Annotated in this window: 13 protein-coding genes; 6 read left to right on the plus strand and 7 right to left on the minus strand. The window is 46.3% G+C overall.

Annotation, left to right across the window (positions count from 1 at the left end; genetic code table 11):
- Positions 1-10: 10 nt before the first annotated feature.
- Positions 11-547, minus strand: coding sequence for a 1,6-anhydro-N-acetylmuramyl-L-alanine amidase AmpD (gene ampD, locus JYB63_RS14575; protein WP_205658621.1), 537 nt, complete (start codon positions 545-547; stop codon positions 11-13).
- A 190-nt stretch (positions 548-737) separates the two neighbouring features.
- On the opposite strand from ampD, the gene nadC reads away from it, so the two are divergent.
- Complete coding sequence (nadC, locus tag JYB63_RS14580; protein WP_205658622.1) at positions 738-1,589, plus strand: carboxylating nicotinate-nucleotide diphosphorylase; 852 nt, start codon at positions 738-740, stop codon at positions 1,587-1,589.
- 73 nt (positions 1,590-1,662) lie between these two features.
- Here nadC and JYB63_RS14585 read toward each other — a convergent pair whose 3' ends face one another.
- Both JYB63_RS14585 and JYB63_RS14590 read right to left on the minus strand, forming a co-directional pair.
- Positions 1,663-2,013, minus strand: a complete 351-nt coding sequence (locus tag JYB63_RS14585) for a hypothetical protein (RefSeq protein ID WP_205658623.1) — start codon at positions 2,011-2,013, stop codon at positions 1,663-1,665.
- 64 nt (positions 2,014-2,077) lie between these two features.
- Entirely contained in the window at positions 2,078-2,521 is a 444-nt protein-coding gene (locus JYB63_RS14590; protein WP_205658624.1) for a pilin, read from the minus strand.
- Between the two features lie 285 nt (positions 2,522-2,806).
- On the opposite strand from JYB63_RS14590, the gene pilB reads away from it, so the two are divergent.
- Genes pilB through JYB63_RS14615 form a run of 5 tightly spaced genes read left to right on the plus strand, consistent with a single transcriptional unit; the run spans position 2,807 to position 7,497 of the window.
- Complete coding sequence (pilB, locus tag JYB63_RS14595; RefSeq protein WP_205658625.1) at positions 2,807-4,525, plus strand: type IV-A pilus assembly ATPase PilB; 1,719 nt, start codon at positions 2,807-2,809, stop codon at positions 4,523-4,525.
- Between the two features lie 20 nt (positions 4,526-4,545).
- Complete coding sequence (locus JYB63_RS14600; protein WP_205658626.1) at positions 4,546-5,772, plus strand: type II secretion system F family protein; 1,227 nt, start codon at positions 4,546-4,548, stop codon at positions 5,770-5,772.
- A gap of 14 nt (positions 5,773-5,786) precedes the next feature.
- Positions 5,787-6,653: a prepilin peptidase gene (locus JYB63_RS14605; RefSeq protein WP_205658627.1), complete on the plus strand. Its 867-nt coding sequence runs from the start codon at positions 5,787-5,789 to the stop codon at positions 6,651-6,653.
- A gap of 2 nt (positions 6,654-6,655) precedes the next feature.
- On the plus strand, positions 6,656-7,273 hold the full coding sequence (gene coaE, locus JYB63_RS14610; protein WP_205658628.1) for a dephospho-CoA kinase: 618 nt from the start codon (positions 6,656-6,658) through the stop codon (positions 7,271-7,273).
- Positions 7,273-7,497: a DNA gyrase inhibitor YacG gene (locus tag JYB63_RS14615; protein ID WP_205658629.1), complete on the plus strand. Its 225-nt coding sequence runs from the start codon at positions 7,273-7,275 to the stop codon at positions 7,495-7,497. Before coaE ends, JYB63_RS14615 begins: the two co-directional genes overlap by 1 nt.
- A 47-nt stretch (positions 7,498-7,544) precedes the next feature.
- On the opposite strand, the gene JYB63_RS14620 is transcribed toward JYB63_RS14615, so the two are convergent.
- The 4 genes from JYB63_RS14620 to lpxC all read right to left on the minus strand — a co-directional run bounded on the left by JYB63_RS14620 (position 7,545) and on the right by lpxC (position 13,653).
- Positions 7,545-8,477 (minus strand): Nudix family hydrolase, encoded by a 933-nt coding sequence (locus JYB63_RS14620; RefSeq protein WP_205658630.1) that lies wholly within the window; start codon positions 8,475-8,477, stop codon positions 7,545-7,547.
- Between the two features lie 15 nt (positions 8,478-8,492).
- Positions 8,493-9,710 (minus strand): bifunctional glutamate N-acetyltransferase/amino-acid acetyltransferase ArgJ, encoded by a 1,218-nt coding sequence (gene argJ, locus JYB63_RS14625; protein ID WP_205658631.1) that lies wholly within the window; start codon positions 9,708-9,710, stop codon positions 8,493-8,495.
- 99 nt (positions 9,711-9,809) lie between these two features.
- Positions 9,810-12,545 carry a preprotein translocase subunit SecA gene (gene secA, locus JYB63_RS14630; protein WP_205658632.1) on the minus strand — a complete coding sequence of 912 codons (2,736 nt, stop codon included), beginning with the start codon at positions 12,543-12,545 and terminating at the stop codon, positions 9,810-9,812.
- A gap of 196 nt (positions 12,546-12,741) precedes the next feature.
- Positions 12,742-13,653: a UDP-3-O-acyl-N-acetylglucosamine deacetylase gene (gene lpxC / locus JYB63_RS14635; RefSeq protein WP_205658633.1), complete on the minus strand. Its 912-nt coding sequence runs from the start codon at positions 13,651-13,653 to the stop codon at positions 12,742-12,744.
- Positions 13,654-13,731 lie beyond the last annotated feature (78 nt).

Raw genomic sequence — 13,731 nt, forward strand, 5'->3', positions numbered from 1 at the left:
CTGAGCTGGCTTATAACCCCTTAAAGTACTGCCAGTTAAATGCCGGACCGGGGTCTGTTTTTCGCCCCGGCGCAATATCCGAATGACCGGTAATCGCCTGCGCAGACAGGTTGGGATAATACACCTGTAGAGCCTTATGCACCTCCGACAGCATCTGATACTGCATCAGGGTATAAGGCACATCATCACAACCTTCCAGTTCAATCCCCACTGAAAAGTCATTACAGGCCTCACGCCCCTGATATGCAGAAATACCGGCATGCCAGGCGCGCTTATCGAATGAAACAAACTGCACCATTCTGCCCGAACGCTCAATCAGCATATGCGCCGATACCTTCAGGTGACAGATCTCAGCAAAGTAAGGATGATCTCCGGCATTCAGTTCATTACGAAAAAATGCTTCCACATTACCGCCACCAAACTGACCGGGAGGTAAACTGATGTTATGCACAACCAGTAAGTCCGGGGAAACATTTACAGGCCGGTCATTCTGATTCGGTGATTCACAGATATCAGCACCCACTAACCAGCCATCAACAATTTTCATAAACTACCGCCCTTCTTAACAAATCAAACGCCTTTGCATCGCACAAATGAAAACTCAGGGTGCATATATTAGCCGACTGAATTAGAATATCGCGCCATAAATTGCAGCCATTCTACCCTGCCAACGGCTTCTGAAGCTATCAGATAGAGAATGGCCGCACTGTTAAAAAACAGCTTAAAATGAGAGACGCATGACTCAATCGCCATTATTCGCAGACCTGCATTCAACTGTCGCAAATGCTCTGGCAGAGGATATTGGTGACGGAGATATTACCGCTCGCCTTATTCCTGAAAATCAGACAGCTAAAGCTCGTGTTATTTGCCGGGAAGAGGCTATTATCTGCGGTACGGCTTGGGTTACTGAAGTATACCGACAGGTTGATGACCGTATGCAACTGAACTGGAAAGTCGAAGATAGTGATCGTGTCAGTGCGGATCAGACACTATTTGAAATTGAAGGGCCTGCCCGCTCGATGCTAACAGCTGAACGAGCCGCACTTAACTTCCTTCAGACCCTTTCCGGTACAGCAACGATTAGTGCCAATTATGCCTCTCTGGTTGCCGAAACTGGCGTCAAACTGCTTGATACCCGCAAGACTATTCCCGGTCTGCGTAACGCCCAGAAGTACGCAGTAGCCTGTGGCGGCGGCTTCAACCACCGTATCGGTCTTTATGATGCTTTCCTGATTAAAGAAAACCACATCATGGCCTGTGGCTCTATCGCTAACGCCGTAGCTACCGCAAAAACCATTGAGCCGGAAAAACCGGTTGAAGTAGAAGTGGAAAATCTGGATGAATTTCAGCAAGCACTGGATGCCGGTGCTGATACTGTCATGCTGGACAACTTCAGCCTGGAAGACATGCGTACAGCGGTCGCAAAGAACACAGAACTGGGTAAACCTTTAAAGCTGGAAGCCTCCGGTGGCATTAACGATCAGACCTTACTGCCAATCGCTGAAACAGGTGTTGATTACATCTCTATCGGCTTACTGACAAAAGACTGCCGGGCAATTGATCTGTCTATGCGGTTTATTTCGAAATAAAGAAGAAATTTACGTGTTATCCAAGACTGGATAACACGTATTTTAAGCTCGGATTTCAGCCCCGAAGACAATCTCAGCGGCGACAATCAGCCCCACCGATCAGCTTCCAGTCATCACTCTGCTGAATTTTCTCAATATCGTAGACTTCAACTGCGGTGCGGTTTACATCAAACTTCCACAGTATTTTACAGATATCTTTCGCTCCTGCGGTAATAACAGCTTCATCAGCAGCCCGCATGCCCACAGCCAGAATATCCCCATCAGACCACCAGACAGGTGTTGCTGGATATCTTTCAGGCTCTAATGCTAACGCAGCTTCCACTGAAGCACGCTGCTGAGTAGTTACCTGAACCTTTTTAGTTTCAAGAAAGTAGCCCACACCAGCGGCTACAGCGATGACGATAATCAGAAGTGTTTTTTTCATAAGGTAACTAAAACAAAAACAGGTAGCAATTGCTACCTGTTTTAAAAAACTCGTGACTTATACTTTAGTTAGAACAAACTCCGTTGTTATCGCAATCACTAACTCCCTCGTCAAAAGTCCAAATAACCTGCCCGGTATTTAATCGATTACCATTTAGAACATAGGTAGAAGCCGCTGGTCCTGCACCACTGCCAGTTGCAGTAATTCTTACATCATTATTACCCTGATCTGAAGCAATAACTGATGCAACTACCCCAGACGCTCCTGTACTAGTTACTCCACCATTACCAGAAGAACAGCTCCCACCAAAATCAGCCCCGGCACCAGAGTCAGTTTGCGCACAAACTTCAACCTGTGACTTAAGGCTAGTTGCAGCCAATACAACCTCAGAAAACTCTGCCCGTTGCGTGTATTGCTGATATGCTGGTAATGCTACTGCTGCCAAAATACCAATGATCGCCACAACGATCATCAACTCGATAAGGGTAAAGCCCTGTTGTTTTTTCATGCTTTTCTCTCCACAGAGATTATTTTTAAAATCATCCTTGCTCCAGCAAACTTTCCCTTGCCGATAAGCCCTTCTTCCTTGCTCCCTACAAGCCTGTGGCTAATATTAACCCAACCTGCATGACAGTCCAGTAAAGGATATCGCAAAATGACAAGTCTTCTGAAACTAATATGTCTCTCTATACACCGGCAGGTCCTTTAATTTTTCAAACCGGCGTATAAATGTTACTTTAGAACCCAAGACGAATACAAGGCAGCAATACTGCTAAATTCAGCAGAGGAATCAATGAGTTTACAGCCTTTTCAACCCTTAAGCGGACTCGCCAGACGCCTGGTTAACGACGGTGTTTTTTCTTCAGATGTTGCCATGGAGGCACTAAAAACATCCCGTGAAGAACAAACCCCGTTTATCTCCCATATTATTGCTAACCGTCTGGTCAGTGCTTACCGGGCTGCCGCTGCAGCCGCGGATGAGTTTGGCATGCCGATTCTGGATCTGGATATGCTGGATCCGGAAAGCATGCCTAAAAGCCTGGTTGATGAAAAGCTCATCAGTAAACATCACGCCCTGCCGCTGATACAACGGGAGAATCGCTTATTTGTCGGCATCTCAGACCCGACCAATATACAGGCCCTAGATGAATTCAAGTTTAATACCGGCATCACAACGGAAGCAGTGATCGTTGAGGAAGATAAACTTAACCGCCTCATAGACAGTTTCCTTGATGAGCAAAACTCCGCTCTGGAAGGCCTTGATGATGCAGACCTAGATAATCTGGATGTTGAAGACCCAACAGAAAATCAACAGACAGAGCAAGACGACGATTCTACCAGCGATGCGCCAATTGTTCGTTTTGTAAACAAAATTCTTCTGGACGCAATTAAAAACGGTGCGTCTGATATTCACTTTGAACCCTATGAAAAGAGCTACCGAATTCGTAGTCGTGTCGACGGAATCTTACAGGAAGTAGCTAAACCACCAACAAATCTGGCCTTGCAACTATCAGCCCGTTTAAAAGTTATGTCTCAAATGGACATCTCAGAACGGCGTATGCCTCAGGATGGCCGCATTAAAATGCGCTTATCCAAAAAACGATCTATCGATTTCCGGGTAAATACTTTGCCCACTCTCTGGGGGGAAAAAATTGTATTACGTATCCTTGACCCTACCAGTGCTCAAATGGGAGTTGAAGCCCTTGGTTTTGAACCGGATCAAAAAAAATTATATCTGGATACTCTGGAAAAACCTCAAGGCATGATTCTGGTTACAGGTCCCACCGGTAGCGGTAAAACCGTTTCACTTTATACAGGCTTAAACATTCTAAACACAACAGAGCGGAATATCTCTACTGCGGAAGACCCTGTGGAAATTAACCTGGAAGGCATTAACCAGGTACACGTGAACACAAAAGTCGGACTAACATTTGCCGAAGCACTTAGAGCATTTCTACGTCAAGACCCTGATGTGGTAATGGTTGGTGAGATCCGGGACTTGGAAACAGCTGAAATAGGAATCAAGGCCGCGCAAACAGGCCATATGGTACTCTCTACACTTCACACCAACAGTGCACCAGAAACCTTAACCCGACTCAGAAACATGGGAGTTCCGGCATTTAACATTGCAACCTCCGTTAGCCTTATCATCGCTCAACGACTGGCAAGGCGACTTTGTACGCACTGTAAACAACCAGCAAATATCCCAAAAGAGGCATTGAGGGAAGCAGGTTATAGTGATGAACAGCTAACAAATCAGTTAAGCTTATTTGAAGCAAATCCGAAAGGCTGCAACAAGTGTAACAAAGGTTATAAAGGGCGCGTAGGTATCTACGAAATGTTATCCATGAGCCAAGAAATTGCCGAAAGTATTATGTCTAACGGCTCTTCACTGGACATTCAGGATGTAGCTGTTAAACAGGGATTTAAAACCTTACGTCACTCGGGTTTAAATAAAGTAAGCCAAGGCCTAACCAGCCTTGAAGAAATCAACCGAGTAATCAAGGTCTGACAGAACGGTAACAAAAACTGATGGCACTTAAAAAGAAAGAAAAGTTACCCACTACCTTTTTGTGGGAAGGCAAAGACAAAACAGGTAATCCCAGCAAAGGCACTATTAATGCTGAAAACCTGACCATAGCTAAAGCACAGTTACGACGTCAGGGAATTCTCCCCCGCAAAGTCCGCAAACAGACTAACAGTTTTTTTAGTAAAGCATCAAAACCAATCAAACCACTTGATATCGCTCTATTTACCAGACAAATGGCCACAATGCTGAAATCCGGTGTTCCTCTTTTACAAGGATTTGATATCGTTTCTAATGGCGTAGAAAAACTGCAATTAAAGAAAGTCATTAATGATCTTAAAAATGATGTCAACAGCGGTACCAGTTTTGCTAAGGCACTGGAAAAACACCCTAAATATTTTGATGAGCTCTTTTGTAATCTGGTACAGGCGGGCGAACAGTCAGGTTCACTTGAAACAATGCTTGACCGAATCGCCACTTACAAAGAGAAAATAGAATCACTCAAAGCCAAAATTAAAAAGGCGCTTACTTATCCAATAGCAGTCATTGTTATCGGAGTTATCGTTTCAGCTATTTTGCTTATAAAAGTTGTTCCACAGTTTGAAAGTGTTTTTCAATCTTTTGGTGCAGAACTGCCAGCATTTACACAATTTGTGGTTGGGCTTTCTGTCGTTGCCCGTGAGTGGTGGTTTATTGCCTTATTAGCCATCGTTGTCGTCGGCTTCTTATTTCAAAAAGCGATGCAAAGTTCTGCAAAACTCAGAGCGTCTGTTGATCGCGCAGTATTAAAACTCCCCATCATCGGTCAAATTCTTCATAATTCAGCAATAGCCAGATTTTCTCGTACCCTTTCCACCACATTTGCCGCAGGTGTCCCCTTAGTGAATGCTCTTGACTCAGCAGCTGGTGCTTCTGGCAACATTGTTTATTCAACTGCCATTTTGCAAATCAAAAATGGGGTCTCTACTGGCCAGTCTTTAAAAAATGCAGTAAATATGACTGGTTTATTCCCCCCGATGGCCACACAGATGATTGCTATTGGTGAAGAAGCAGGCTCACTGGATACAATGCTGGACAAAGTGGCTAATTTTTACGAAGAAGAAGTCGATAATGCTGTAGACAATCTATCCAGCTTGATTGAACCCATGATAATGGCTGTACTGGGTATTCTGGTTGGCGGGTTAGTTATCGCTATGTACTTACCAATCTTCCAGTTAGGTTCTGTTATCTAGTGAATTCTCTTTATATGATTTTAGATTACATTTCACTTACTCCTTGGCTAGCCATCAGCATCGCGTTTATTTTTTCACTGTTAGTAGGTAGCTTCCTAAACGTTGTGATCTACCGCCTACCAGTTATGATGGAGCGAGAATGGGAAGAACAAATTGCGGAATTAAATGGGAATACGGCTACGGCATCGGAAGATAGATTTAACCTCAGCGTTCCTGCATCTACTTGCCCTCACTGCCAACATAAGATTCGCTGGTATGAAAACATACCGGTGATCAGCTACCTGCTTCTTCGTGGTGCCTGCTCATCCTGTAAAGCAACGATATCAATCCGTTATCCTGTCATTGAGCTAGTCACAGCTTTAATGAGCAGTTATATCGTTTTCAGTTTCGGCTTCAACCTGATCAGCCTGTCATTAGTCTTTTTAACCTGGTGTCTGATCTGCCTTACCATGATTGATGTAGACCATCAGTTGCTGCCAGATAAAATCACCCTTCCACTAATCTGGCTGGGACTGATCATCAACAGCTTTGAATATTTTACCTCTCTGCCCCAGGCTCTTTGGGGCGCGGTACTTGGTTACTTGTCTCTGTGGAGTATCTACTGGTTATTCAAACTACTGACCGGCAAGGAAGGCATGGGCTACGGTGATTTTAAATTACTGTCAGCACTGGGTGCCTGGGCTGGTGCAAGCATGCTACCTCTGATCATTCTGCTCTCCTCACTTGTTGGAGCTATTCTTGGCATAACCATGATTCTGTTGCGCCGTCATGAGGCTCAAAACCCAATTCCTTTTGGACCTTACCTAGCATGTGCTGGGTGGATCGCAATGCTCTGGGGAAATGAAATAACCGGCTTTTATTTACACTTCCTTCAGGTATAACAATGCTGATTATTGGTATTACCGGCGGCATTGGCAGCGGAAAAACAGCAGTTTCTAACCTGTTCATGAACCATGGCATAACTGTTGTTGATGCTGATATTGTTGCCAGAGAAGTGGTAGAACCCGGCACTCCCGGATTATCAAAAATACATCAACACTTTGGCAATAATATTCTTAATGCTGACGGCACGCTTGACCGGGCCAGTCTGCGCACTCTGGTATTTTCATCCCCGACTGAAAGAAAATGGCTAGAAGAGTTACTGCACCCTATTATTCGTAAAAGCATCGTAAGCCAGTTAAACAGCGCAAACAGCGCTTACGCAATTCTGGCATCCCCTTTACTGCTGGAGACAGATCAGCATCAGCTGTGTAATGAAATTGTCGTTGTAGATGTACCGGAAAAACTACAGATTAAGCGCAGCTGCGCCAGAGATAACAACTCTGCTGAGCAAATCCGAAAAATCATCGCCGCTCAGATGTCCCGACATGAACGCTTAGACAAAGCCAGCCACATTATTGATAATAGTGGGCCACAAACAGCGCTGGACGCACAAGTAGAGCGCCTCCATGAACTATTTATTCAGCAAGCCAACACGCATAAAAGTACTGAGATCAGATAATGAGCAAACCAATAGTCGATTGCCCTCAGTGTGGCAAGAAAAGCGAATGGAACACCGATAACCTGTTCAGGCCATTCTGTAGTAAAAGATGCAGGACACTGGATTTAGGTGCCTGGGCCAGCGAAGAATATCAGATTGCCAGCGAACCGGAACTGGATGATTACAGTAGCAGCTTCGAAGATCCTGAAAGCCGGATCGACGAAGCTAAACCACGCTTACACTGAAAACTGCCTGCCTCACCTGATGAGGAGCTCTGCATGAGCTCCTTATATTACCAAAACTCCCGGATTGCACAGATTCCCTGACCACCACGCTCCCAGCATGTCTCCAGATTTTCTGCAGTCATGCCGCCCAGCGCATAAACCGGTAACGGATACGCATTCGCCAGCTGAGAAAACACATCCCAGCCGATTCCTTCCTGATCCGGGTGCGTTGCAGTCGGGTTAACCGGCGAAAGAGTAACAAAATCCAGCCCTAACGCCACTGCTTTTTGTAACTGCTCTTCATTATGGCAGGAGGCACTTAACCAGCGACCTTTAAACACAGAGCGATCCTGCATCTCCATCAGCTTGGAAGATGTAAGGTGCAACGCGTCAACGCCTGCTAAATTAGCCTCCTCAACGCTTCCGTTCAGGCATAAATCAGCTCCTTCACGGTCCATCAGAGTTCTGGCCAGCTCCACCCTTTCAGCAGACTCCAGCCCATGCGCCCGTAACATCAGCCACTGAGCACCTTTATTGAGAGCTCTGGAAGATTTCTCAATATACTGGGCATTACTTTCTGCAGTCCCTGTTATGGCTATTTTCTCCGGTAATAACAGCGCATTAACAATTGGAGTATTTGCAGCAGGGAAGTCATAACTATCCAAATCCGTAATATCTGCCCACTCCAGTGGCTGCCCTTCAGCGCCATGAGGTACACCGGAGAAACCGGATACCTTGAACACGTCCAGCAACACAGACTTATCAAGATAATGATAAGGCACTTGGATCAGTGGTCGGGTAGATGCCTGATCAATCCGGATACCCAACTCCTCTTCCAATTCTCTGGCGAGCGCATCACGCACAGACTCACCCGATTCTACTTTTCCGCCGGGAAACTCCCACAAGCCCCCTTGGTGCTGTTTTTTACTGCGCAGAGCAAGCAACACCTTCCCTTGCGGATTAAAGATAGCAGCCGCAGCAACGTGAATCAGTTCAGGCATCGGTAACAGTCCTGCTCAGGAGCGGTAATCGGCATTAATAGACACGTATTCTTTACTCAGATCTGTGGTCCATACAGTCTCCGACACGTCGCCACGGTTTAGCACGATACGAATGGTGATTTCTTCTTCATTCATTACCGCCTGACCAGCTTCTTCTGTATAGCTGGCAGCACGTCCACCATCTTCAACAATACAGACATCACCCAGATAGATCTGAAGGGCATCAACATCTAGACTCTCAATACCCGCATAACCGACAGCCGCCAGAATCCGCCCCCAGTTAGGATCGCTTGCAAACAGCGCCGTTTTTACCAATGGTGAATGTGAAACCGCATAAGCTGCCAGTAAGGCTTCTTCTGAACTGCCTGCCTGTTCAACTGAAACGGTAATAAATTTAGTTGCACCTTCACCATCGCGCACAATCGCCTGGGCCAGCTGCAACATAATGTCATCAAGGGCATTATTAAAGACAGCAAACAGTTCAGCATCAGTTTCGGTAACGTTCAGCCCACTGGCACCGGTTGCAATCAACATACAAGAGTCATTAGTAGAGGTATCACCATCAATGGTTACCCGGTTAAAGCTCTTATCAGCAGAACGCTTTAGCATCTGCTGTAACAGTTCAGCATCCACTGCGGCATCTGTCGCCACATACGCGAGCATCGTCGCCATATTTGGCTTAATCATGCCAGCACCTTTAGAAATTCCGCTAAAAGTAATAGTTTGCCCCTGATACTCAAACTGAGTCGAATAAGCCTTAGGACGGGTATCCGTGGTCATAATACCACTGGCGGCATCCAGCCAGCCATTATCTGAAAGCGCATCGAACGCAGCAGGCACCGCTGAAGTAATACGCTCAACCGGTAATTTCTCTCCGATAACACCGGTAGAAAACGGCAAGACTTCTTCCAGCTTTACACCAGCATGATCAGCCACCGCCTGACAGCACGTCAGCGCATCTTCATGGCCTTCTTTACCGGTACCCGCATTTGCATTGCCGGTATTGATAACCAGATAACGTGGCTTATCTGACTGCAGATTTGCTTTACAGATACGCACCGGTGCTGCACAGAACTGATTAAGAGTGAAAACCCCGGCAACTGTTGCCTGCTCACCCAGCTCCATAAGTACCAGATCAGGGCGGCCCGGCGTTTTCACACCCGCTGAAGTCGTACCTACACGAATACCTGCAACCGGATGAAGCTCAGGGATTACACCGCTACCTACTGCCATTTTCATATCCTCCAACAAAAAGAAAGCAGCCAGGCTGCTTTCTTAAGTTAAAAATGTTTTACCGAAGCTTCCTGATTCAGGAAGCTCCGAAATGTATCATCAGTTTAATTTACCGTGACACTGCTTATATTTCTTACCGGAACCGCACGGACAAGGCTCATTACGGCCAACCTTTTTTTCATCACGCACAAAGGTTTCAGCAACAGGTTCAGCAGTAGCTTCACCGTCAGCGCCATTACCCATAGCTGATTCTGCATCATGCTTAAAATCCATTTTCTGACGTTCAGCCTGCTCACGTCGCTGACGCTCCATCGCTTCAATTTCTTCAGGCTGGCGAATCTGTACGTTACTCAGAATCTTCACGACGTCAGTCTTAATATTTTCCAGCAACTGCTCAAACAGGATAAAGGATTCACGCTTGTATTCCTGCTTAGGGTTCTTTTGTGCATAACCCCGCAGATGAATACCCTGACGCAGAAGATCCATTGCCTGAAGGTGCTCTTTCCATAAAGTGTCCAGCACCTGCAGCATAACCTGCTTCTCAAAGGTACGCATATTGTCCAGCCCCACCATAGCTTCCTTCGCCTGGTAGTCTTCAACAATTTGCTGTTCGATTTTGGTACGCAGGGACTCTTCATGCAACGAATCATCTGTATCCAGCCACTGCTGAACCGGCAACTGCAGACCAAATTCACTTTCAAGATGTTTTTCCAGTCCCGGAATATCCCACTGCTCATCCAGGCTCTGAGGTGCAATAAAGTTATCGATACCTTTATTAATCACTTCGCTGCGAACGGCTGTTACAGTTTCAGATACATCGCTGCTGGCCATCAGCTCATTACGCTGCTCATACACCGCACGACGCTGATCATTGGCAACATCATCGTATTCAAGCAGCTGTTTACGAATATCGTAGTTACGGCCTTCTACTTTGCGCTGCGCTTTTTCAATCGCATTGGAAACCATCTTATGTTCGATAGCTTCACCTTTTTCCATCCCCAGCGCCTGCATGAACTGACGTACCCGCTCAGAAGCAAAGATACGCATCAGGTCATCTTCGAGAGACAGGAAGAAACGGGAAGAACCGTTATCACCCTGACGACCCGCACGACCACGCAGCTGATTATCAATTCGGCGAGACTCATGACGTTCAGTACCGATAATATGCAAACCACCGGCGGCCAGCACCGCATCATGGCGCTGCTGCCATTCTGCCGTTTCTTTAGCGATTTCTTCTTCAGAAGGGTTTTCCAGCTTGGCAAGTGCTGCATCGAGCTTACCGCCCAATACAATATCCGTACCACGGCCCGCCATGTTGGTTGCGATGGTAATCGCACTTGGGCGACCCGCTTCAGCGATAATACCCGCCTCGCGACCATGATTCTTAGCGTTCAGAACATTATGTGGCACATTCTTCTTAGTCAGGAAGGCAGAAATCAGTTCTGAAGATTCAACTGACGCTGTACCGACCAGTACCGGACGCTCCTGTTTCACACACTCTTCAATTTCCTTCACAATGGCTTCGTACTTTTCCGCCACTGTCAGGAATACCAGATCGTTATAATCAATTCGAGCAACCGGTACGTTGGTCGGAATAACCACAACATCCAACGCATAAATCTGACGTAATTCGAATGCTTCTGTATCCGCTGTACCGGTCATACCGGCCAGGGTTTCATACAGGCGAAAATAGTTCTGGAAAGTAGTAGAAGCCAGAGTCTGACTTTCCTGATTAATGTGTACACCTTCTTTTGCTTCAACTGCCTGGTGCAAACCCTCAGACCAGCGACGGCCAGGCATGATCCGGCCGGTATGCTCATCAACGATGACCACCTGACCATCCTGAACAATATAATCAATATCCCGCTGGAAAAGGTTGTGCGCACGAAGAGCAGCCAGCACGTGGTGTAACAGGCTTAGGTTATGTGGGGCGTACAGGCTCTCACCTTCGCCCAGAATGCCTTTTTCAACCAGAACTTCTTCAATCTTCTGGTGACCCTGTTCAGTCAGTTCAACACTCTTGTTCTTCTCATCAACAGCAAAGTCACCGTCAACTTCTTCTTCACTCTTTGGATCAATCTCACCTTCAAAACGGCGTAAGCCCGGAATCAGCGTATTCATCTGGCGGTAAAGCTCAGAACTGTCTTCAGCCGGACCTGAAATGATCAGTGGGGTACGGGCTTCATCGATAAGAATGGAGTCAACTTCATCCACAACGGCGTAATGGAAGTCTCGCTGTACTTTCTCTTCTACGCTGAACGCCATGTTGTCGCGCAGGTAATCAAAACCAAACTCATTGTTCGTACCGTAGGTGATATCCGCCTGATAGGCTGCACGCTTACTTTCAGGGTCCTGGCCAGACAGAATCACACCGACACTCAAGCCCAGCGATTCATATAGCGGACGCATCCACTCGGCATCACGGCTGGCCAGATAATCGTTTACCGTTACAACATGAACGCCTTTACCTGTAAGAGCCCGCAGATAAACAGGTGCAGTTGCTACCAGGGTTTTACCTTCACCGGTACGCATCTCTGCAACCTTGCCTTCGTGCAGGGTAATACCACCGATAAACTGCACGTCAAAGTGACGCATTCCCATCACACGCTTAGACGCTTCACGGACTGTTGCGAACGCTTCAGGGAGAATCTGTTCAAGCGACTGTCCTTCAGACAGTCTTTGTTTGAATTCTTCAGTCTTCAGCTTCAGCTGTTCATCACTGAGAGACTCAAGGTCAGCTTCAAGGGCATTGATCTGTTTAACGATCTTTCCCATCCGCTTGAGTTCACGATCATTCTTACTACCAAAAACTTTCTTTAACATCGAGGTGAGCATAATGTGACTTTTAACCCTTGAGACACGTGAGCGGCTGAAACCTATGCCGCTGTTCTAAACTATTATTGGCCAAGCATTCTACCTCTATTGGGGCAATAAGTTGAATCTCAACCGTGAATATTTTCAAAGACATAAAAAAACCGGGCCTAAACCCGGTTTTAATCAATATTTTGTGCTGCCCGCAGGCAATTTTACCTTATGCCAGAATAGGCTTCAGGTATGAAATTGGCACCGCTGAGTCCTGATCTTCAAAAGTAACCACTTCCCAAGCTTCTTCATTTTCCAGCAACTTACGTAACAGCAGGTTGTTTAAATAATGTCCGGACTTAAAGCCATGGAATTCACCGATCAGGCTCTTACCCAGCAGGTACAGATCACCTACCGCATCGAGAACCTTGTGCTTCACAAACTCATCATCATAACGCAGACCATCTTCGTTAAGGATGCGGTAATCATCCACAACAATAGCGTTATCCATGCTGCCACCCAGCGCCAGATTCTGTGCACGAAGGTACTCAATATCACGCATAAAACCAAAAGTACGTGCGCGACTTACTTCTTTAACAAAAGAGGTACTTGAGAAATCAAGGCTGGCTTCCATATTGCGACCGGCAAACGCAGGATGATCAAAATCAATTGTGAAGCCTACTTTAAAGCCATCAAAAGGCTTAAAGGTTGCAACCTTGTCATCCATAGAAACAGATACTTCCTGTTTAATACGGATAAACTGCTTTGGCTCACTCTGTTCTTCAATACCGGCAGACTGAATCAGGAAAACAAACGGCGCAGCGCTGCCATCCATAATCGGCACTTCTTCAGCACTCAGCTCAACATAGGCATTATCAATCCCCAGACCCGCCATCGCAGACAACAAATGCTCAACCGTAGAAACACGTACGTCTCCTTTCTGCAGATTCGTAGACAGCGTTGTATCGCCTACGTTATTCGCACTGGCCTGAATTTCTACCGCAGGTTCGATATCAACCCGACGAAACACAATGCCCGTATTAACCGGCGCAGGCTTCAGCGTCAGGTAAACTTTCTGTCCTGTGTGCAGCCCCACTCCGGTAGCTTTAATACTGTTTCTTAGCGTGCGTTGTCCGATCATATTCTCTGCCAAATTTTGAGTCGCATATTAACCCGACATTGTAACAAAACTTGCTGCAATACAGCAATCCCGGTTACA

This window comes from Aliamphritea spongicola (genome assembly GCF_017051665.1).
In the GTDB taxonomy this organism is placed as follows: Bacteria; Pseudomonadota; Gammaproteobacteria; order Pseudomonadales; family Balneatricaceae; genus Amphritea; species Amphritea spongicola.